The organism is Butyrivibrio sp. MC2021, from assembly GCF_000621605.1.
Classification (GTDB): Bacteria; Bacillota; Clostridia; order Lachnospirales; family Lachnospiraceae; genus Butyrivibrio.
Map to the genome: position 1 here is coordinate 1,158,371 of NZ_JHXX01000001.1, position 21,948 is coordinate 1,180,318.

13 protein-coding genes are annotated in these 21,948 nt (G+C 45.2%); 5 read left to right on the forward strand and 8 right to left on the reverse strand.

Annotation, left to right across the window (positions count from 1 at the left end; translation table 11 throughout):
• Positions 1 to 90: 90 nt before the first annotated feature.
• Positions 91 to 1,752: an alpha-amylase family glycosyl hydrolase gene (locus tag T359_RS0104720; RefSeq protein WP_026516476.1), complete on the reverse strand. Its 1,662-nt coding sequence runs from the start codon at positions 1,750 to 1,752 to the stop codon at positions 91 to 93.
• A 20-nt stretch (positions 1,753 to 1,772) separates the two neighbouring features.
• A complete protein-coding gene (locus tag T359_RS0104725; protein WP_081795372.1) occupies positions 1,773 to 2,756 on the reverse strand; it encodes an adenylylsulfate kinase in 984 nt (327 codons plus the stop codon).
• A gap of 151 nt (positions 2,757 to 2,907) precedes the next feature.
• On the opposite strand from T359_RS0104725, the gene T359_RS0104730 reads away from it, so the two are divergent.
• The 4 genes from T359_RS0104730 to T359_RS0104745 all read left to right on the forward strand — a co-directional run bounded on the left by T359_RS0104730 (position 2,908) and on the right by T359_RS0104745 (position 7,654).
• Positions 2,908 to 3,915: a LacI family DNA-binding transcriptional regulator gene (locus T359_RS0104730; protein ID WP_026516478.1), complete on the forward strand. Its 1,008-nt coding sequence runs from the start codon at positions 2,908 to 2,910 to the stop codon at positions 3,913 to 3,915.
• 306 nt (positions 3,916 to 4,221) lie between these two features.
• Positions 4,222 to 5,586 (forward strand): ABC transporter substrate-binding protein, encoded by a 1,365-nt coding sequence (locus T359_RS0104735; RefSeq protein WP_026516479.1) that lies wholly within the window; start codon positions 4,222 to 4,224, stop codon positions 5,584 to 5,586.
• 101 nt (positions 5,587 to 5,687) lie between these two features.
• The gene (locus T359_RS0104740) at positions 5,688 to 6,785 is read left to right on the forward strand and encodes a carbohydrate ABC transporter permease (protein WP_026516480.1); all 1,098 of its coding nucleotides are present in this window, start codon (positions 5,688 to 5,690) and stop codon (positions 6,783 to 6,785) included.
• Positions 6,785 to 7,654, forward strand: coding sequence for a carbohydrate ABC transporter permease (locus T359_RS0104745; RefSeq protein WP_026516481.1), 870 nt, complete (start codon positions 6,785 to 6,787; stop codon positions 7,652 to 7,654). The genes T359_RS0104740 and T359_RS0104745 overlap by 1 nt, the downstream gene beginning before the upstream one ends.
• A gap of 80 nt (positions 7,655 to 7,734) precedes the next feature.
• Here the strand turns inward: T359_RS0104745 and T359_RS0104750 are convergent, their stop codons facing one another.
• Both T359_RS0104750 and T359_RS21310 read right to left on the reverse strand, forming a co-directional pair.
• Positions 7,735 to 9,045: a sugar phosphate nucleotidyltransferase gene (locus T359_RS0104750; protein WP_026516482.1), complete on the reverse strand. Its 1,311-nt coding sequence runs from the start codon at positions 9,043 to 9,045 to the stop codon at positions 7,735 to 7,737.
• Between the two features lie 5 nt (positions 9,046 to 9,050).
• The gene (locus T359_RS21310) at positions 9,051 to 10,019 is read right to left on the reverse strand and encodes an SH3 domain-containing protein (RefSeq protein WP_026516483.1); all 969 of its coding nucleotides are present in this window, start codon (positions 10,017 to 10,019) and stop codon (positions 9,051 to 9,053) included.
• 124 nt (positions 10,020 to 10,143) lie between these two features.
• Between T359_RS21310 and glmS the strand changes: the two genes are divergently transcribed.
• Entirely contained in the window at positions 10,144 to 11,967 is a 1,824-nt protein-coding gene (gene glmS / locus T359_RS0104760) for a glutamine--fructose-6-phosphate transaminase (isomerizing) (RefSeq protein ID WP_026516484.1), read from the forward strand.
• Positions 11,968 to 12,031: 64 nt separating this feature from the next.
• Here the strand turns inward: glmS and T359_RS0104765 are convergent, their stop codons facing one another.
• The 4 genes from T359_RS0104765 to T359_RS0104780 all read right to left on the reverse strand — a co-directional run bounded on the left by T359_RS0104765 (position 12,032) and on the right by T359_RS0104780 (position 21,832).
• Positions 12,032 to 12,646 (reverse strand): PilZ domain-containing protein, encoded by a 615-nt coding sequence (locus tag T359_RS0104765; protein WP_026516485.1) that lies wholly within the window; start codon positions 12,644 to 12,646, stop codon positions 12,032 to 12,034.
• A gap of 158 nt (positions 12,647 to 12,804) precedes the next feature.
• Positions 12,805 to 14,592, reverse strand: a complete 1,788-nt coding sequence (locus T359_RS0104770) for an ABC transporter ATP-binding protein (RefSeq protein ID WP_026516486.1) — start codon at positions 14,590 to 14,592, stop codon at positions 12,805 to 12,807.
• 17 nt (positions 14,593 to 14,609) lie between these two features.
• Entirely contained in the window at positions 14,610 to 16,394 is a 1,785-nt protein-coding gene (locus tag T359_RS0104775) for an ABC transporter ATP-binding protein (RefSeq protein WP_051544932.1), read from the reverse strand.
• A 107-nt stretch (positions 16,395 to 16,501) separates the two neighbouring features.
• Positions 16,502 to 21,832, reverse strand: a complete 5,331-nt coding sequence (locus T359_RS0104780) for a cadherin repeat domain-containing protein (protein WP_026516488.1) — start codon at positions 21,830 to 21,832, stop codon at positions 16,502 to 16,504.
• Positions 21,833 to 21,948: the final 116 nt, after the last annotated feature.

Consider the following 21,948-nt stretch of genomic DNA (forward strand, 5'->3'; position numbering starts at 1 on the left):
ATCATTAAAAAATAATAAACTAGCGGAAAAATAAAATTCTTTTTCCGCTAGTTTATTTTGGTTTATATATAAATATGCAAATAGAGCTGATTAAGTGGTGATCTCAAAGCTGTAATCACTAAAGTCAGCCTTGAGAACAGCCTTGTTTTCGCCATTGGTCCATGCGAAGGTCATCACTGTGCCATCCACATCCACCTTGAGGTCTGCGTCAAAGCCAAAGGCCGGATTGGTATTTCTGAAGGTTAAGAGCTCCAGCTGCTTCTTAACCACATCCTTCTTCATGGCTTCTTCTATATCCTCAAGACTTAAGTTGGTCCTGTTGATCTCCTTGTGGCCGCCTGCTCCGGCGCGCTTAACTGCTTCATGGTCATTCTTTCCTGCGAAGAGGTCCAGATACCATACCTGGGGCTTACCGGGCATAAACATCTGAATGGCTCTTGCAAAGAGCATCTTCTTGTCATCCTCACCCAGAGCGCTGTAATAGGTGGCATTTACCTGATAGTACATGTTCTTGGCTCCGTGAAGATCCTTTACGAATCCGCCGCGGCCAACGATGGTATCGATCATCTTCTGGATATCTTCCTCAGGGAGGATTCCCTTCAGGTCAAGAAGCGGGATTCCGTCGTGGCAGCCCAGCATGTTAACTACTCTTATCTTCTTTTCCTGGATCTCCTCGGCCCACTTCTTAAGCAGTTCTCCGGACTTGCTCTCTATAGCGTAGATAAGAAGTCCCGGAAGGAAGAAGTCATAGGTCATGTAGCCCTTATTCGCCACAACCTCATAGATCTTCTCACTGTAGCTGGCGTGGATCTCGGGAAGAAGTGAAACACCGAACTCATCCGCAAGCTTTTTTACCTTTTCAAGAACATCCCAGGTATCGGGCTCATTCAGGAAGTTCTTCTTGCCGGGTTCCTTGGGAGCATAGGCAAAGGCGTCCAGTCTTACGATCCTTGCGCCGTAGCCTGACAGGCTCTTCAAGGTGTTTCTGTAGTGCTCCCAGACAAGGTCTGACTTGATATTAAGATCCATCTGGCCAAGATAGCGTCTTCCTGACTCCAGGAAGTCCACAGTCTTGTCCTTGTATTTCTCATAGCCTGTAAAATCTATCTCTGAAGGCTTCTTGCCCTCATCCAGCGCCTTGCAGACTCTCTCGGAAAGTCTCTGGGCTGAAAGATACTGAATATCCATTACCCCCATAAGATCCTGGGCGTCGGGGCGCTTGTACTGAACCTCCTGATAGAAGGTGTTCCAGTAAGGAATATCCTTGCCGTCGGGCATTCTCACCATAAGGATGGGAAGTCCCGGCTTTCTGAAAAACATGTCCTTGATATACTCCTGCCTGGGCTGGATATACCCTTCCGGAGTCATGTCTCCGCAGCCCTCCCAGAACTTGTTCCAGTTGATAAAAAAGTCTGCGTATTTGGACTTCTCACCGTTTTTTACAAGGTCCTGAAACTGGGGTGAAAGAACAGAAGCGTGGTTCAGGATAAAATCAAGCTTAAGGTCGATTCCAAGATCTCCCAGAGCATCGATGTCCTCTTTGCTTCCAAGCTCCTCATTGATACCGTAGTCAATTACGGAAAAGCCTCTGTCCAGATCGGTGTTGAAGATACTGGGCAGAATGTAAAAGGACTGAAAAACGTCCTCAAATTCCTTTTTGGAAAGAACAGAAACAATGTCCTTCAGAGTGCCGCCCATGCTGTCAGGATAAGCATTGAGCATAGGTCCGTTATCCACAAATTTTTTACTCATTGTCACCTCCTGATAACCTGTCAGTTCATGCCGTAAAGTTTCTTGAAATCGTCATAGCTGATAAGCTCGCCCGCCTTGGTGATGATAACCTTGGCCTTGTGAGCCTGATCCACCAGCTTTTGCTGCTCAAGCTCAAGAACCATCATGGTGAAAGGACTGTCAAGCTTGCCGTCTCTGTTTCTTGATCTTCTGTGCTCAAGGGTCTCCTGAGGAGTGCTGTTCAGAAGAACAGGAACATCAACCTGGCTCATGTAATCACTGTTGCCGTGGGTCCACTCAACAATAAGAACCTGAGTATTGGACATGTCTACCTGATCGTACCAAAGAGAAGCCTCGTCTCTTCCCATCCTCTTAAGGAAAAGATCCTTTGCTCCATCCTTGAAGGCCTTCATGATACTGTCTACTTCTTCGAAATCTGTTTCCTTGGGAGTTCCAAGGTAATCGTTAAGGGCCTTTTTGCCCCCTTCAAGATATGAACTGAACCATGTGTCAGTCTCTGCATGTGCCTTATTTGCGTCATCTTCAGCTATCTGCCACTCTTTTACCTTGGCATAGTTTTCTGAATTCATGACACCTGCGTCAACCATGGCGCGAATGCCTGCAACTCTAAATGTATGAAGTCTTTCAGCGTCATTATACATAGGAATACGGTGGGGATAATTGTCACCGGACATGGTGTAACTGCCTATTCCTGCGCTGTTCAGAAGATATGACAGGCATGACGCAATTTCAGATTTACCAACTCCGGAGCCTCCGCAAACTGCTACAACCGCTCTTGCGTAAGGGTTACTGTTCATGGCAGTTTTAAGCTCTTTAACAAGCTGTGGGAAAATGGTCTTAGCCTTGGCTCTGTGGCTGTCGCCGATCTCCACCTTATCACCGGGCATATCACCGTGGGGGATATCATCCGGGATGGTAATATTGGCAAGTTCCGCTACTGCCTTTTCAAGCTTTTCAAGAACCTGGTCTTTGTTTACTGAGATTTTTTCGTATTGGTTGTTCATAATTCTCCTCTTTTTTTGACAACTAAGGTCACACATGGTATTTTTGAAATAGAAAACTTTTGCGCATAAGCACAAAAAAATTTTCAAAAATGAAGTTTTATTTGAACACAAGATACAATAACTTTTTTTCTTTGTAAAGTCCAAAAAAATTATGATAACGATTAAAGAGATTGCAAGACAACTAAATATGAGCACTACGACGGTTTCAAATGTTATCCACGGAAAGACCGGCGAAGTGTCTAAGGAAACCCAAAAGATCGTCAGGGATTTTTTGAAAAAGGTTGATTATGTGCCAAACATTAGCGCGCGTAATCTCGCTCAGAACCAGTCCAAGATCATAGGTCTCGCCCTGAAGGCCAGGGCCGACAAGTATGAGAACCTTATCATGGATCCCTTTGTATCGGAGCTTATCGGCGGTGTGGAAGAAACCATACGAAATGCCGGATATTTTATGATGCTCTATATCTCCAGTGACATCAATGAGATCATGAGGCATGTTTCCACCTGGAATGTGGATGGTCTTATCCTCTTTGGTATGATCGGAGATGACGGAATCAGGGTCAGTGAGAAGTACAAAAAGCCCATTGTCTGCATAGACACCTACAGTATTGAGGGTCTTAAGCACTTCACCAATGTGGGGCTTGATGACGAACAGGGAACCTATGACATGGTGAACTACCTGATAAGCAAGGGACATCGCAAGATTGCTTTCCTGTCCGATAACACCACCGGCGTTGACCTGGCGAGGTTGACAGGCTACAAAAAAGCCCTGGAGGATGCGGGCATCAAGTTCAGGCAGAGCGACTTTTTGAAAATCAGACCAAGATCAGAGGAACTTCCGGACAGTTTGGAGGAGATCTGTGGCAAGGCCAAAAATTTCGACGCCATCATGTGCGTATCGGATCTCTATGCCGTCACCCTTATAGCCGCCCTCTCGGATCGAGGCATCAAGGTTCCGGAGGATATCTCCATTGCGGGCTTTGATGACAATATGCTGGGGCAGCTCCACCGCCCCGCCCTTACCACCGTTCATCAGGATGTCAAGGAAAAGGGCATAGTTGCAGCAGATACGCTGCTTAAACAGCTCAAGGGACAAAAGACTCCCAACCAGATCAAGCTTCCCACACATTTGGTAATCCGTGATACAGTAAGAGCTTAACCGTTTAAGGAGTCATATGTAAAAGTTGCCCAAAATAGCTTTTGCGCATAAGTAACATATCTTATCATTTTTACGAATATTTATGATATATTTTATAATTTTTTATGAATTTATTTATTAGCTGCAAAGCCGCATAAAATGGCTATTGCAGCTTTTCTTTTATTTTTCTTAATGATTTAATGACTGATTTTCACTTGCCTTTTGTGCATTTTTGTGTTAACGTGAACTTAGCGTACAACTTATGCGCAAAAGGTAATACCAAAACACAAAAACGTTACAGCATTATGCACAAAAGGAGGGTAACAAATGAAAAAGAAACTCATGTCTGTTCTTCTTGCAGGCACAATGGTTATGAGCCTTGCAGCTTGCGGAACAACAGGAACAACTGACACAACATCAACACCTGCAGATACAACTGCTACTGAGGCAGCTCCTGCAGATACACAGACTGCTGACGCAACAGCAGCTACTGAGACAGCTCCTGCTGCAGAGGAAACAGCAACTGCTTCAGTTGGTGCAGTAAGACTTCTCAATGGTAAGCCTGAGATCAACAACCAGATGCAGGATCTGGCTGCCAAGTACAAAGAAGAGACCGGCAACGAGCTCATCGTTGAGACCATCGGTGGTGACACCAATGCTTCTGACGAGCTTAAGAAAATGTTCCAGGCTGACAACATGCCTGACATCTTCGTTATCGAGGCTAACCAGGCAGCTAATTGGGACGGCATGCTTGCAGATCTTGCAGGTGAGGACTGGACCAACAAGACCGGTTTCGAACTTACCAATGATTCCATGGGAACAATCGGATTCCCTTACACTGTTGAGGCTACAGCTCTTGGATACAACGCTGATATCCTTAAGGCTGCAGGTGTAGATCCTGCTTCTCTTACATCTCCCGCTGCTTGGAAAGAGGCTTGCGAGACTCTTGAATCCAAGAAGGATGAGCTCGGATTCACAGCAGTATTCGGCTGGTGCGCAGAGCCTACAAACCTTGGCTGGTCTTCAGGTACACACGTATTTGGTCAGTACCTTGACGCAGGCCTTAAGGCTGACGACACAACATATATCGATCTTCTTAACGACGGCGGAAAGATCGATGAAGCAAGAATGAAGAACTTCGCTGAGTTCATCGGCATGATGAACCAGTATTCAGATCCTGCTCTTCTTATCGACGGAACCTATGACAATCAGGTTGCCGGCTTCAAGGAAGGCAAGTATGTATTCATCACACAGGGTAACTGGTGTGTAACTTCTCCTGACGACATCAGCTTCGAGGCTGGTTTTGCTCCTTATGCATTCGAAGATGGCATCAACACCATCATCGCCGGACCACCTTCATACTGGGTAGCTTATGCTAATGGTAATGTTGATGGCGCTAAGGCATTCTTCAACTGGTGTGCAGGCGACTCTGCTCAGAACATCCTTGTTAATGACGCAGGTCTTGTATCTCCTTTCGATGATTGCCAGTATGAGGCAGTTAACCCCTTCTACAAGAGCATGAAGAGCTACATCGATGCAGGCAACTACTCAGGATGGCACACAATGCTTAAGAAGGACGGTCTTCAGAACGAGACATGTAACGTATTTGCAGATTATGCAAAGGGCAAGCTCGATGCTGACGGATTCGTTTCAACAATGGCTAAAGTTATCGCCGGATACTACGCTCAGTAATTTGTAACATGCAGGCAGGGCATGCATGATGCCCTGCCTGTTTTTAACTGTATTTACCACGTTGCTTATTGTTTTCTTACTTTTTGAGAGGAGGACTACGAATGGGTACATTTTCTACCGGACGTAAGCTTGCATCATTCGGCTGCCTGATTCTGGGCCTGGTGCTTACAATCGCCGGACTTGCATTATCCATAACTAAAGCTGGTGATCTTATCTTATTCACTATACCCATGAACGGAACAGCCACACCTTTTATCTTAGGTAGAGGTGCCATGTTCGTATGCGGTATCATCCTGTTTTTTGTTGGGCTTTATCTTTTCCCTACCCTGAAATACCACCGCACAATTATAAATATTATTTTCCTGTTTCCTCTTCTGTTCGCTTTTGCAGTAACAGTTATCATACCTCTTTTCCTTGGTATCGGTTACTCCTTCACAGACTGGAACGGAATCAAGCTCACAGGCTTTGTTGGTCTTAACAACTACGCAAGAATGTTCAAACAGCCATCATTCCTGTGGTCAACGCTTCTTACTTTCTTATTCGTTGTATTTAACATGATCCTGGTTAATCTGATAGCTTTCCTTTTAGCTCTTCTTTGCACATCAAGGATCAAAGGCCTGGGATTCTTCAGAGCTGCTTACTTCCTCCCCAACCTTATCGGAGGAATCGTTCTTGGTTACATCTGGCAGTTCATTTTCAGTAACGTTGTTACCAAGTTCACAGGCACTTACTCAATGCTTTCGGACACACATACAGCTTTCCTGGCTATTATCATCGTATATATATGGCAGTATGCCGGTTATATCATGCTGATCTACATCACCGGACTTAACACCATCCCCGGCGACGTACTTGAGGCATCTGCGATTGACGGAGCAAGCCCCACACAGACTCTTTTCAACATCAAGCTTCCCATGATTGCACCAACAATCACAATTTGTACATTCCTTACACTTACATCAGCATTCAAACAGTTCGACGTAAACCTTGCTTTGACAAACGGTAAAGGATCAATCGATTTCCTTGGCAACTACATCGCCAACGGTACCGAGATGCTTGCCCTGAACATCTACACCACAGCGGTTATCAATAACGACTACGCTCTGGGCCAGGCAAAAGCGGTATTCTTCTTCATCATCCTTGCTGTTGTTTCAATCGTTCAGGTTCGTATATCAAATAAGAAGGAGGTGGAATTATAATGCATACCAAAGAGAAATCATCCACTATCGTTATAAGAATGATTATCGCAGTAATTATCGCTGCTTATGTATTATTCCCCTTTATTCTCCTTCTGATCAATTCAGGAAAAGAGACAGCTGACATCACCTCCAATCCTGTCAGCCTGGCAGGAGCAAGCTTCAGTCAGCTTCTTACAAACATTAAGGCAGTTATAAACGATCCCAACTTCCTCTTCTGGAAGTCCTTTGGATCATCAGCCCTTATCACTGTTTTGTCACTGGTTATGCTCTCTGTTTTCGGAGCAATGGCCGCATGGGTTATCTGCCGTAACAAGACCGCATGGTCAGCAGTTATTTACTTTACCTTCATCGCATCAATGATCATTCCTTTCCAGGTAGTTATGCTTCCACTTATTTCTACCTTCCGTGATGTAGGAAAATTCATTGGTATTCAGATGCTTCAGTCAGTACCGGGTCTGGTATTTGCTTACCTGGGATTCGGAGGAGCCATGACAGTGTTCATCCTTAACGGTTTCATCAAGGGAATCCCTTATACCCTTGAAGAAGCAGCAGCCATCGACGGATGCAGACCTGAGCAGACCTTCTTCCAGATTATCTTCCCGCTGCTGACCCCTGTAATCACCACAGTAACCATCCTGAACGGTATGTGGATCTGGAATGACTACCTTCTTCCTTCAATGATGCTTGGACAGAACGGTAAGGTAATGACCATTCCCATCGCCATTCAGAAGTTCGTTGGCTCCTACGTAAAGAGCTGGGACAGAATCCTTCCCGCAGCTCTCCTGGCCATCATTCCTATGATCATCATCTTCCTGATCGCCCAGAAGCAGATCATGGAAGGAATGATCGAAGGTGCCGTAAAGGGCTGATTTTTCTCCACTAAAATATTCAACATAATAAGACGCATGGCCAAATGCAGGTCATGCGTCTTTTCTTATATAAATATGATTTAAAGTTCGTATTTGATCTTATCCTGTACGTTGATGGCATCGCCTATCTGAACTTCGATGAGTCTGAGCTCAGTCTCCGCAAAGATGGTGTGCTTTGTTCCCGCAGGCATTTTGATGACATCGCCGGGGGCTACCATTCTCTCCTCACCGTCCACCACAGCCTTTCCTTTTCCGGAAATAACTGTCCAGACCTCATCTCTGTGCTGGTGGCTGTGATAGTTCATGGAGTGTCCCTGGTTAAGGGTTACCTTGATGGTCATGGATTCGTTCTCAACGTCGATGACCTTGAAATTGCCCCAGGACTTCTCCGCAAACATAATCTGCTGCTCAAAGGAATCCACAAAAGGCTTGATATAAGAACTCTGCTCCTTGTCCGATACCAGGATTCCCTCGGGAGATGCGGAAATGACCACATCCTTAAGTCCCATGGCAAGAACCGGAACATCCATCTCATTTACAATGTGAACACCCTCACACTTATCATTCAGGATACCCTTACCGATGACATTGTCTACCATGGCCTCTGTAAGAGTATTCCAGGTTCCCAGATCCTTCCATTCACCGTTAAATCTCATAACCTGGATCTTTTTCTCCTTCTCAACTACAGCGTAGTCAAAAGAGATCTTGGCGAGAGTATCATATTTTGCAAAAAGATCATTATAATCCTTGAAATCAATAAGCTCGTGGGCCTTATCAAGAACATAGGACAGCTTGTAGGCAAATACACCTCCGTTCCAGAGGGCTCCCTGGCTGATATATTCAGCCGCCACATCCGCTGTGGGCTTCTCCTTGAAGGTGTCCACTTCGCTGACCTCAGAGGCATCCTTGGGGATGATATAGCCGTATTTTTCAGAAGGATATGTGGGTTCTATGCCCATAAGTACCAGATTGGCCTCTCCCTTGTCAGCCTGTTCGGAAAGGTCCTTAATGGCCTCAAAATAGTCGTCATTGACGTAAGGGTCCACAGGGCAGACAACCACTGACTCCGAAGGGTCCACCCCCTGAACATCCACAAGATAAGCTGTAGCCAGGGCTATTGCCGGGAAAGTATCCCTTCTGCAGGGCTCTATGGATATTCCCACCTCGTCCCCCAGCTGATTGTGTATGGAGGAAACCTGGGTCTTGCTGGTGGCTATGGTAACTGTGGCTTCCTTGTCCACCTTTTTGATCTGACGGTAAACCCTCTGAACCATGGATTCATAGGAACCGTCCTCTTTTTTGAAGATCTTGATAAACTGTTTGGATCTGATGTCATTGGAAAGTGGCCAGAGACGTTTGCCCGAGCCACCTGATAATAATACAATATTCATATTTTTCAACCTATTATAGACATATAGTAAGAGTACAGACTTCTGTATGTAGCTGCGTTGTAATGAAGTCCGTCTGCCGTTGTAAAGCCAGCCTGCTGCAGATATGTGTATCCGTCGATCCACTGAACTCTTGAATCAAGTCCCGCCTGGAGCTGTGTATTGAAGCTCTCTATCTGGGCATTGGTGACAGTGGCTCCCGCTCCCACGGGAGTAACGGAGGCATAATAAACTGTGATGCCTGCATTGGTCCAGGTGTCCACATAGCTGTTCACAAGACTGATATATTTGCCTGCGTTGGCAAGATCGTTGACGCCGAAATTGATGATCATTTTGGTGCCCTTGCCGGCATAGACGGGAATAAGGGAAAGGGCTGTATTCTTGAACCAGCCGTAGCCCTCGCCGATCTTGGCTATATAAGCCTTGTCAGAGGAGCCCACAGCCATCTGGAGCTGTACAGTTCTTGAATCTCCCACAAATACATAAGGAGTTCCGGGAAGTTCATCCACAATATATTCTCCTTTTATAAAAGCGGTGGTTCCCTTGAAGGATACCTCATACCATTCGTTGTCCGTCTCTCCGGTAACCTCTACAGTGCTGCCCCAGGCCAGCTTGCCCACCTTGTCGTAATCGGTACCTGCTCCGGATCTGACATTGACTGTGTCGCTGGCATATTTGGTAACCGGTTTATCGTACTCCGTCACGGTAAAAACGGTTCTGGTAAGCTCCACCGTAGCCTCCTGCTGAGATACGCTTATGGTCTTGACTATCTCATTTACGTCCGTTTCTGTCTCTGCCACTGCCCTGCCTATATCCTCCGATATGGCTGTGGCCACAGAGCTGCTGGAGAGCTCCAATGTCGAGAAATCTTCAACCTTATCGGCTGCTATCATCCCAATGGCAAGAAAGACAGAAAAGAAAGCTGCGAATGCTATGAGTATGATGAAGTTTCTTTTTTTAGAGGTGATTATCTTCATATCGTAGAAATTTTACATTAGGGTAAAAAATATGTCAAATCAGTCAATTTGACTATTACTTTCCTTATTATTATAATGACTAGTGATTATGCATGAATGTAAATCATAAACAGACGGAGATCATATGTGCGGAATTATAGGTTATATCGGTAAAAAAACTACTAAAGATATCTTATTGGATTCACTGGAGCTTCTGGAGTACAGAGGCTACGACAGTGCAGGCATTGCTCTTTTTGCAGAGCCTTCACAGGGTCCTGTTGTAAGGAAGGTGGCAGGAAGAGTTTCTGCCCTTCGCTCTGTATGCGAGGATCTTCCTTCAGATTCCTGTGCAGGTATCGGCCACACCCGTTGGGCAACCCACGGCGGCGTAAGCGATGCCAACGCTCATCCCCATCAGCAGGGAAGAGTTACCCTGGTTCACAACGGAATCATCGAGAACTACAAGGAACTTATCAAGGAATACAACCTCAAGGACAAGCTTGTTTCCGAGACCGACACAGAGGTTGCCGCAGCGGTTCTTGACACACTCTATGAGGGTGATCCTGAAGCTGCCCTTCGCAAGCTTGTAAGTGTTCTCAAGGGAACCTTTGCTTTTGCGGTTCTTTTCTCAGATAAGCCCGGCAACATCTACGCCATCAGAAACGTAAGCCCCATCGTTGTAGCTATGACAGAGCACGGCGCTCTTCTTGCTTCCGACGTGGCTGCTCTTGGTGTACATGCCAAGGAGTATGCATTCCTTCCCGAATACCAGGTAGCTTGCCTCTCAGCCAAGGGAATCCTTGTTCACGACGAAAAGAAGCGTGAGGTTCCTCTCCAGCTCATGGAGATCGACTGGGATACCAGCCGCGGCGGCAAGGACGGATATCCTTTCTATATGGAAAAAGAGATCCACGAACAGCCCGATGCCATCAGAAATACCATCGAGCCCCATATCGTTAACGGCAAGACCTCTTTTGCAGAGGAGCAGATCCCTGATTCACTTTTCAGAGAGAATCAGAATATCGTGGTTATTGCCTGCGGTACAGCCATGCATGCAGGACTTATCGGCCAGCAGCTGTTCCACACTCTTGCCAACATCCACACCGATGTGGCCATGGCTTCAGAGTTTACTTATACCAATCCTGTTATAAAGCCCGGCACTCTGGTGATCGCAGTTTCCCAGTCCGGTGAGACCATCGATACCTTAGAGGCCATCAAATACGCCAAAAAGCGCGGTGCCAAGGTTCTTTCCATTGTTAACGTCAAGGGTTCAACCATCGCCGATAACAGTGACTACTGCATTTACACCCACGCAGGCCCGGAGATCGCCGTAGCCAGCACCAAGGCCTTTACAAGCCAGGCTTCCGTATTCTATCTCCTGGCAATACACGCAGCAAGACTCAACGGACTTCTTTCTCTCGAGGAGGTAGCAGGTTACCTTGCAGATCTTCAGAAGATCCCTGAGGTCATCGGCAAGATCCTCGACAGGAAGGATTTCATCAAGAGCATGACCAGGAACCTTTTATCCTCAGATCAGTGCTTCATGATAGGCCGTGGTCTTGACTACTCACTGCTTCTGGAAGGCTCCCTCAAGCTCAAGGAGATTTCCTACATCCACTCAGAGGCCTATGCTTCCGGCGAGCTTAAGCACGGAACAATTGCTCTTATCACCGACGGAATCCCTGTTGTGGCTCTTGTTACCCAGTCACTTCTGGCTTCCAAGGAGTATTCAAATATCAGAGAGGTTCAGTCAAGAGGCGGAAATGTGCTTCTTATAACCAAGCAGTCTCTGTATAAGGACATGAATATCGCAGAGGAGGATACCTTTATTCTTCCCGAGCTGGAGGATATGTTCATGCCATTCCCCGCTGCAGTTGTTATGCAGCTGATAGCCTACTATACATCAGCAGCCAAGGGCTATGACGTGGATAAGCCACGTAACCTTGCCAAGGTTGTTACCGTAGAATAAAGCGAAAACCCGTAGATGAAAGTAAACATCTACGGGTTTTCTTTATATTAAATATGCAAATAGATTACGCTGAAATCTCTACTCCCAGCTTATCACTTCTTTTCTTCATTACGTAAGTGATATAGTCTGTGGAGAAATTGTTAAGAGTGATGCCGACAGCCTCATGTCCGCTGAGCTTGAATACTCTTGCAACAGTTCCGGTTACATCGATACGGCCGTTATGTCTGTCCTTATAGAACATAACTCTTACGGTGTCACCAAGATTATACTTGGAGTAGCCACCGGTCATAAATGCAAGTCCGCGAAGAGATATATCATGAATGGTGACACTGGCAGGAACCTTACCATTGATATGTACAGTTCCCTGCGCATTGATCTCGTATCTTGCGGCCTTTCTTTTGTTATTCTCTGTAGTGATCTCGTTTCCTGATACTACGTTGAATTCCGCACCTGCGAAATTGACACTTCTAAGTCTGTCGACTTTGAAAATATGCTTGGCACCGGTTATGCTATCCTCATATTCTACGCTGGCGCTCTTGCACAAATCCACTAACTCGCCGTCACAATATACGGGAGTTATCAAAACGCCGTCCTCATAGTTGGTGAGCACAGTGGCCTCAGCCTTACACATTTTTTCCTTATGAATCATGCTGATGATGATTTTTTTGCCCTGTTTCATCTGCTGTATTTTCATAAGGACAGTTTATAAATGTGCGGTGAACAGTTTGTGTTGTAAATGTGAAAAAAATGTGTTCTTGACGTTTTTTTGAATATTTATTTCATTGGAAACCTTTCCGGCATATTCAGTTCCCATTAAATTTTATATAAATTTCATAATTAGCCAACTTCAAGACCTTCAATCTGAGCTGTATAGAGATGATAATAATCACCCTTCTTTGCCATAAGCTCGTCATGGCTTCCACACTCTGTAATGCCTCCATCATTGATATACATGATCTTATCGCACTTGGTGATGGTGGAAAGTCTGTGGGCTATGATAAAGCTTGTTCTTCCCGCCAGCATGGCGTCAAGGCCCTGCTGCAGCGCTTTTTCCGTCTGAACATCGATACTGGAAGTGGCTTCGTCCAGCACCAGGATGGAAGGATCCGACAAAAGAGTTCTCGCAAATGATATAAGCTGCTTTTGTCCCTGGGACAAAAGTGCACCTCTCTCCTTAACCTCTGTTCTGTAGCCTCCGGACATGCCCTTGATAAAGTCGTGGGCACATACCGTCTTGCTGGCGCGTCTGATTTCAGCCTCTGTGGCGTCCAGCTTGCCGTATCTGATATTGTCCTCAATGGTTCCCGAGAAAATAAAGCTGTCCTGAAGCATGATTCCCATCTGGGAGCGAAGGCTCTTTAAGGTGACCTTGGAGATGTCCTGACCGTCTATGAGGATCCTGCCGCTGTCCACGTTGTAGAACCTGGAAATAAGGCTCACGATGGTACTCTTTCCTGCTCCGGTGGGGCCTACAAGGGCTACACTCTCTCCGGGCTTAACAGTAAAGGATACGTTGTGAAGGACCTCTTTTCCCTTCTCGTAGGAAAAAGATACGTTCTCAAAGGTGACCTCGCCCACGAGCTTTTTCATCTCTACGGCATCCGGAGCATCATCCACGGTAACAGGCTCATCCATGGCCTCAAAGATTCTCTCAAGGTAAGCCATGTTGTTGATAAAGCCGTTGAAGATATTACCAAGGTTCATAATAGGCTGCCAGAACCTTGCTGCGTAGCTGGATATGGCTACGATGGTTCCCAGGGTCTCATTGCCACCGGCGAATATAACCAGACCGAAAATGTATATAGCTGCCCTTACAAGGACTGAAATGATATCGATTCCGGGCCATACCATGGTTGAATAGCTGACAGCTGTCATCCAGGTCTTACGGCAGTTATTGGAAAGTGTTTTGAAGATGTCTGCGTTCTCATCTTCTCTGGCGAAGATCTGTGTGATTCTCGCACCTACGATATTTTCCTGAAGGTAGGCATTTAAGTTGGAGTTCTTGTTGGAAACCGCCTGCCAGGCCTTTCTCTGCTTATTCTTGATCCAGAACATAAATACCATCAGGAAAGGGACACCGGCCAGAACCACAAGGCTCAGCTTCACATCCACCGCGAACATGAAGGCCACAATGAATATCAGGTTGATGATCTCCAGAATGACGTTGATAAGGCCGTTACTGAGCATATCCGACACGGAGTTTACGTAGTTGACCACCCTTACAAGGATCTTGCCGTGGGGCCTGTCGTCGTAGTACTGGAATGGAAGCTTCTGCAAATGCTTGAACAAGTCAGTTCGGATCTGATAAATAATGTCCTGGCTGACATTGACCATTACTCTTGATCTGATGGTGGTAAAAAGGACGCTTATGATATAAAAGCAGGATGCGAAAACAACCAGCCTGTACAGCATCTGTACATCCTTCTGGGGTATTGCCACGTCCAGGGCCTTTCTTACGATAATGGGGCTCACCAGGGCCGCTGCTCCTCCCATAGCTGAAAGGCACAGTGCCAGAGCCATTTTCCCCGCATGTTTCTTGATATATACCCATGCCCTCAGGAGATGTTTTATGTCAAAGGGCTCTTCTAACAGTTCGTCTTCTTTATATGTATTTCGTCTTGCCATTTTTCCTACCTCCTTTCTCAGGCACCGGCCTGGAGCTTAACAAGCTCTGCGTAATAGCCGCCTTGTTTTATCAGTTCCTCGTGGGTTCCACGCTCTGTTATCTCGCCGTGCTGCATGATAAGGATCTGATCCGCATCCTTGGTTGTTGAGATACGCTGAGCGATGATGATCTTGGTGCAGGGGAAGTCCAGATTGCGAAGACTCTCCTGGATCTCTTTTTCCGTCTCAAGATCCACCGCAGAGGTGGTGTCATCCAGGATAAGGATGGCCGGGCGCACCGCCAGGGCTCTTGCCAGGGAGATTCTCTGCTTCTGTCCGCCGGAAAGGCCAACGCCTCTCTCTCCGACAATGGTGTCATATCCTTCGGGCATCTTTGCGATGAAATCCGAAGCTGCCGAGTATTTTGCAAATTTCAGAACCTGCTCCTTGGTAAGCTCACTGTCACCGTAGGCGATATTGCCGTCGATGGTGTCAGAATAAAGAAGTACGTCCTGGGTTGCCAGACCTATATTTTTGCGAAGCTGAGAGAGCTTTAGCTTGTTAACATTGACTCCATCCACCAGAACTTCTCCCTCAATGGGCTCGTAGAACCTTGGAATAAGGTGGATAAGGGAGGTCTTGCCGCAGCCGGTCTCTCCCATGATTGCAATAGTCTGTCCGGGCTTGGCGGTAAAAGAGATATGCTCAAGCACAGGGAGCTTGCCGTCGGAGTACATAAAGGAAACGTTCCTGAACTCCACCTCGCCTCTGAAGCGCTCCGGCATATCCACGGCATCGGGAGCATCCTTGATCTCAGGCTCGGAGTAGTAGATCTCCATAACCTTGGCTGAGGCTGCGGAGAATCGTTGGAACTCGTTCATAACGTTACCAAGCTGTCTCATGGGGTTGGCAATGGCCCAGATAAGTCCTGAAAATGCCACATATTCGCCCATGGAGAGCTGTCCGTTTATAAGGAAAAGACCGCCCGCCAGGATCAGGATAACAGACAGAAGGTTGGCCAGCGTCTCCACGAAGGGATAGAAACGAAGCCATACGTAAGCTGTCTTTTTATTGGTATCTCTGTAGTCCGTATTGCATTCATCGAACTTCTTTATCTCATAATCTTCTCTGGCAAAAGCCTTAACAACACGGTTTCCGGCGATATTCTCCTGAGCCACGGTGTTCATGTAAGCAAGCTTCTCACGAAGAAGGGCATGCATGGGAGCCACCAGAAGCTTAAACACATAGATGATAAAAAAGATAAGCGGGGCCACGATAAGAAGACTGAAGGCCAGCTGCCAGTCCATGGCTATGAAGTACACAGCCGTTGCTGTAACCAGGGAAAAGGCCTCCACTACCATTCTTATAACCCAGGCTACCATGTGTCTTACGGCGTCCAGGTCTCCGGTAACTCTTGTCATCAGATCGCCGGTTCTGTAGGTGGAATAGAACTTCATATCCTGCCTCTGGATCTTGTCATAGAGGAAATTCCTGACACGGAAAAGAACGGACTGGGACACCTTCTCATAGGCCATACAGTCCAGATATACAATGGCGCATCTTAAGACAGTAAGAAATACCATCAGGAAAAGGAGTCTTACAAACTCATCCATGTGAGTCTGAAGGTAGCCCCTGGCCTCTTCTCCGGACAGGAACTTATCAACGATCTGGCCGGAAAAAAACGGCACAGTCAGCTGCATCATGTTGTAGACTACTGTGCCAATTATTGCAAATACATAAAGGAGCCTCGCCCCCTCCATATTGTCCCAGAGCCACTGTAGCCTGGTTCTGGGATACTTCCATTTTGAGTTATTAGTTTTCATAAAAACATGTCTCCCACTCATAGAATTTATGCCCCTTAATAAGGGGCATAACATGATTTTATTACTCGCTTTTATTTAAAACAATTCAGTTTCCGTTTGAAGGCTTCTCATTTTTTGCTCTTCTGTGTCACCACAAATTCATAGGAGGCTGTAGCGCCTTTACCTGCGCGGTCTGTAGCGGAAACTGTAACGGTGAAGCGGTTTTTGGCTTCGTCATAGTCAAGGCAATAGCCCTTCTTTACTGTTATCACACCATTTTTTACGGAGACGTATTTAAGAAGCTCCTCATTGTCAGAGGAAATGGTGTACTTAACCCCTGCCTTGGTGGGCTTATAATCCCTGCCATGTATGGTGGACTTGCAGGTCACCTTAAACTTCCCGGTGGCTGCCTTGCCTGCTGACTTAATGATAGTAGTATCAGCAGAAGTAATCTCGATGGCGGTTACCGGCGCTTTGACAGTAAACTTTAATTTGGCAGCCTTGCCCTCTCCGACAGGATAAGCTGTGAGTGTGTACTTGCCGGGATAGAGCCTCTCACTGTCCGAAAGACTTATAAGACCATTCACGTTGTCGATACCGATGATACTGTTTTTATCCTCTGAACTGTACTTATCCTTTTCGGAGGAACCTTCAATCGTTACCCTGGCAATCCTCCTGCAGTTTGTAGCCTTGGAAAAAGAGGCTGCTGCCAGGGCCACGTTTTTTTCGCCCCAATAGAATGCTTTAGTCCCGGGGCTTAGCTTAAGCTTTTTCTCATAATAACAAGGACTTGTGCCACTGACAGGTATTGTTAATACCTCGCTCTTTGAAAGAACATTGAGAGATACCATATTTCCCGAATTATTGCTAAGGTTGTCCCTGAACTGACATAAAGATATTCTTATCTCATAATTTCCATCGTCAAATCCTAAGAGCCATTTTTGGGGAAGCCAAACTGATATTTCTGTTATGCCTTCCTTAGCTTCATATCTCTGCATTATGTCGGGTCTGTTCATTCCCCAGTCATCTTCCCTGTCAGAAGGATCACGCATCGATACACAGTAATATAGGTTCTTAAGCCCATAAGCCTCCTTTGGACGCAAAGCCGCCAATGTAAATCCTTCATTGGTAATATCAACAATCCCGGCCTGCAACTTGCCAAACTTGGCAGCAACCGGCTCTATGGTATACTTATCACCAATCATATTACCGGCGCTATCCTGGAAATAAAAGTATACAGGATACTCTGAAAGCCTGTTTCCCTTAAAAGTATCGACTGTAACAGTTCTTCTCTCCGGGTCATAGCTAAGGCCTGCATTCTTCTCGCCTGACAAGTCGCAGAAGAACTTAAGATCCCTGTAATCAGCCCCTTTATCTATCGAAACCTTGTAGGAAACACTGCTTCCATAGGTCTGGGAAGCCTTGTTATTCTTAAAGCCCTGAACAGAGACCTTGGTTATAGGGCGATAAATCGAAAAACTTATCTTCTTTTCTTTTTTAAGCCCATCGCAGCTTAAGGCCACAGATATGGTCTTCTTTATGTCGGCAGCTTTGCTGCAGGCAATGGTCACCTTTTTCTTATCCGAAGAAAGCGTTGAAAAGCCCGGGTGTTTGGATAGTCCTGTAACAGAAACCTTATTAATTGGCAGAATATCATTACCCTTTTTGACATATAGCTCATAAACCTCATAGGAAGCTGCTTTAAGACGGGCTGCGGACTCGCAGACAACCTCACTTGCTTTCTTATCGGATACCTTTTGGTAACACAGATAAGAAAGGGCTTCCGAAGATATGGAAATTTCCGTATCCGCCTTCAGTTTAAGAGTCACTGCTCCATCCTTCAGCTTAACTGCTTTACTTCCATCCTGAACTACCTTCGCGGTTTCATACTTATCTTTAGAAGAAACATAGAGCTTAACACTGCTCTGTTTGGGAATCTGATATAAATAGCGCCCCTGCTCCCGTGCTTGATTCTTAAGATAAATCCCGTCTGCCACCGCTCTTACCGATGATATTCCTTCATCCGAAGAGATCTTCACCTCATAGTAATCTCTCTCCTCCCCGGGTTCGTCGGGTTCGCTCGGTTCATCGGGATCTGACAAAGCCTTTATTACCGGCTTGATCACCACGTCCTTGGTAACGTTTTTCAGCACATAGTAACTGTCCTTGCCATCATTTTGGGGAATGAGCTTTTTCCCGTTGCAGGTTACGCTGGTAACCTTTTTCTTTATATAGCTGCGAAGATCTTTGTCATCCACTTTAAAATACAGATCATCGCCATCCAGCACTTCATTTTCTGTATGACCAGATACCTTTCTGTAAGATAGCAATAATGGGTCATATTGATAAAAATCGCAAAAATCTCCGTCGCCGGAAATATCATAGGTGATTGTATGTTTGGGCATATTTATATAAAGATATATGCTTATTGGCAGAGCCTTGGAAACTGCCTTTTTTACATCCTTTCTGTCGACAGCTGCCACATAACTGAATGGGATCCCACTGTTATGATCACGCCAAAATATGTTTTCAACCTTCGCATTACCATATTTGTATACTACCTTGTCAAACTCGTCTTTTTCGTTTCCCTGAACCCCTAAATAAATATAGTGGTAGACACCGCCAGTTGCTTTGGTGGTATAGTACTTTTTTGCCTTCTTGTCATAAGCAAATCCTTCTATAACCGTCATATTGGAAGGAAGCTCAGTAAGCTCTTTATTATTATAAAAAAACTTAACTTCAACAGGATCCAAAACAGGCCCGCTAAACTTCCCGGAGGTGATTTTTACAGTAGTGTCCTTGGTAACCGTCATACTGTACTTAAAGTTCTCATTGGCCACAAGCTCATTTGAATCACAGGTAACCGATCTGACTTCATACCCATCTCTTGTTTCAATTTCAAATACCAGAGGTTTTTCACCTCTCACCAGTACCGTTTTTTCAGTTTCATCGGCAGAGCCATACCCATTTACGTCTACATAGTATATTTGCTTGTAATTGCAGGAAAATGTCACCTTTTTATACTGCCTGACCACAGGGCTTATGACCACATTTCCAATAACCGGATTCCCATCCTTATCCAAAGGAAAATCTACTGAAACCGTAATAATATCATCAAAATCATCGTACCTGGTTGTTACATCGTCCGTTTTGGAACCACTTATTGTAGCACTGACCTGACACTCATATTCATCGTCATCTCTGTAAGGCACATAATATCCTTTTTTCAGCTTATAGGAGAGTGTGACTCCTGTGACATTCTTTCTGACATAGCACTTGTCATTTGCAAATACACAACCATCCAGCTCATAATCTTCGTCAGAAGTGATAAGGGTCATAAGATTTGAGTTACAGGAAACAGTATAGTTGGACTTATCTGAGCCTGTAGTGATAACAACTTTAGCATCAGCCCCGACTACAAGCTTATATTTTCCGGTTTTATCCGGCTTCAATTCCGATGAGCCATACTTGACCGACTTAACTTCGTAACCATCATTAGTTTCTATAGTAAAATAATGCTTGGTACCTTCAAGCCATTTTAAAGCACCATCCTCTTCTTTTACCAATTCAATGGTCTCGCCATCAATCTCAATGTCAGAAACATGTTTGGAATTATATGAAAAAACCATATTTCTGAAGGGCTTGATAACAGGAGCTATAGTTACATTTCCCAGAATAGTATTTGTCTTATCATCTGTAGGAAAGCTGATAGTAACTTCCAAAGTGCTCGTTTCGGCGTCAAAATAACAGTTTACATCTTCGGGCTTAGAGCCTTTTATGGACACATTGGCATCAGCATTACCAGCTTCATCCACAGGAACGCCATAGCCGGATTTCACCTTAAAAGACAAGCTGATTGAACTGTAATCCTTCCTCACATAACACTTACCGTCTATATAAAGACATCCTCCAAGTCCGGAGGTAATAAGGGTCAGATATTTGGTATCCCAGGATACAGTGTAAGGTGATTTGTCTGAAGCAGTGGTAATCTCGATCTTGCCATCACCTGTAACTACAAATTGGTATACATCATCATCCTCATTAGCTTTAAGGACGGATGTGCCATACTTTACTCCCGTTACTTCATATCCGTCTTTTAATTCCAGGTCAAATTTGTGCTCTGTACCCTCCAGCCATTCGAAGGTCTTCTTGTTATCCTCAACAACATTGATGTCTTCATCCACACATATTTCTGATATATGATCATAATTGCAGGAAAAAGTAACTTTTTTGTAGGTTACAAAAACAGGACTTATCACCACATTTCCAATAATAGGCTCATCATGATCATCCCAGGGGAAACTGACATTAATAGATGCCTGCGAGGTTTCTTCATCCGCATCAAAGGAAAAATCACTGGTCTCAACACCGTCTATGGTTACCTTTACCTCAAATTCATCCTCTTTATTCCGGGCCACAAAATACCCCTTACCAAGCTTAAAGGGCAGGGAAATTTCAGAAGCATTTCCGCAGATGTAACACTTGCCGTTTTCATATATTATCCCATCCATATCCTCTGTCGCCGAAGTATCCAATGACATTTTTGAGGAGTCAAAGGAGACTGTATATGAAGTTTTGAGGGAAACAAAGGTCACCTTAATGGAAATATCCTGAAGCACAACTTTTTTGGCTTTGCCAAGTACATCAGAATAATTAAACGAAAACTCTAACTCTTCATCATAATTTTCAAATTTGTATTGTCCGGGTTTAAGGGCAGTGTTACCATACATAACCTCTACCATCTCTTTGCCCTTATCATCCTTTGCAACGGTGTATCCGTTTTTTACACGAAAACCGGCTGATATGCTCCGGTCTTCATAGCCATAGAAATATTTGCCGTCAATCAGAGTCAGCCCCAGGAGGTCTTCCTCATCAGTATCCATGGTCATGACAGTGGTATTTCCGCATTTACCGGAAAAAGAAAAGGTCTTCTTCACTTCTGTTTTGATATCCACTGCAAAATTGCCCAGTATGATGTTATGCTTACTATCCTCGTCGAAGTAATAATTTATTTTGACCCGGTCATCCTCAACCGTAACCTCGATATCAGAACCGGGAATTTTTTTGCCGCCAAGGGTAGCAGAGATATCATAAGCATCTTCGGAAGCATAAGCGAGCATATACTTGGGATCGATCTTAAAAGTAACATCTATTGAATCTGTTCCCTCTGCAATATAGTAGCCTTTTCCGGAAACCTTCACAATGCCATAAGGTTCTTCCTCCGGGTCTATGCTGACGTTGCCGCTATATTTGAATGTGTATTTGCTGGGTGTGGAAGGTGTTTCTTCCTCTCCTTCATCTCCATCATCTTCATCCTCCGCAAATACTTCTTCAGCCTCTATTACAGATTCTGTCTCAAATTCACTTGCATTGGCCGTAAAAGGAATAGACGTCAGAATAGTTGACGCAGAAAGAAAAGCGCAGAAAATGCGCCCAAGAGCCCCAAACGTTTTTTTCATACTGTTCCTCCAAAAATACAAATTCTTCTTCCCCTCGCAGAATTCGCACCATTAGTATATCGTCTATCCCCTTTACCCGCAAGAGTGTTTGCAGGTTGTGCCTTGATAAATGTTAT

Bases quoted from the DNA above. Each gene is read 5' to 3' on its own strand.
- T359_RS0104720 (WP_026516476.1), bottom strand. From the start codon at position 1,752: ATGAGTAAAAAATTTGTGGATAACGGACCTATGCTCAATGCTTATCCT.
- T359_RS0104725 (WP_081795372.1), bottom strand. From the start codon at position 2,756: ATGAACAACCAATACGAAAAAATCTCAGTAAACAAAGACCAGGTTCTT.
- T359_RS0104730 (WP_026516478.1), top strand. From the start codon at position 2,908: ATGATAACGATTAAAGAGATTGCAAGACAACTAAATATGAGCACTACG.
- T359_RS0104735 (WP_026516479.1), top strand. From the start codon at position 4,222: ATGAAAAAGAAACTCATGTCTGTTCTTCTTGCAGGCACAATGGTTATG.
- T359_RS0104740 (WP_026516480.1), top strand. From the start codon at position 5,688: ATGGGTACATTTTCTACCGGACGTAAGCTTGCATCATTCGGCTGCCTG.
- T359_RS0104745 (WP_026516481.1), top strand. From the start codon at position 6,785: ATGCATACCAAAGAGAAATCATCCACTATCGTTATAAGAATGATTATC.
- T359_RS0104750 (WP_026516482.1), bottom strand. From the start codon at position 9,045: ATGAATATTGTATTATTATCAGGTGGCTCGGGCAAACGTCTCTGGCCA.
- T359_RS21310 (WP_026516483.1), bottom strand. From the start codon at position 10,019: ATGAAGATAATCACCTCTAAAAAAAGAAACTTCATCATACTCATAGCA.
- glmS (WP_026516484.1), top strand. From the start codon at position 10,144: ATGTGCGGAATTATAGGTTATATCGGTAAAAAAACTACTAAAGATATC.
- T359_RS0104765 (WP_026516485.1), bottom strand. From the start codon at position 12,646: ATGAAACAGGGCAAAAAAATCATCATCAGCATGATTCATAAGGAAAAA.
- T359_RS0104770 (WP_026516486.1), bottom strand. From the start codon at position 14,592: ATGGCAAGACGAAATACATATAAAGAAGACGAACTGTTAGAAGAGCCC.
- T359_RS0104775 (WP_051544932.1), bottom strand. From the start codon at position 16,394: ATGAAAACTAATAACTCAAAATGGAAGTATCCCAGAACCAGGCTACAG.
- T359_RS0104780 (WP_026516488.1), bottom strand. From the start codon at position 21,832: ATGAAAAAAACGTTTGGGGCTCTTGGGCGCATTTTCTGCGCTTTTCTT.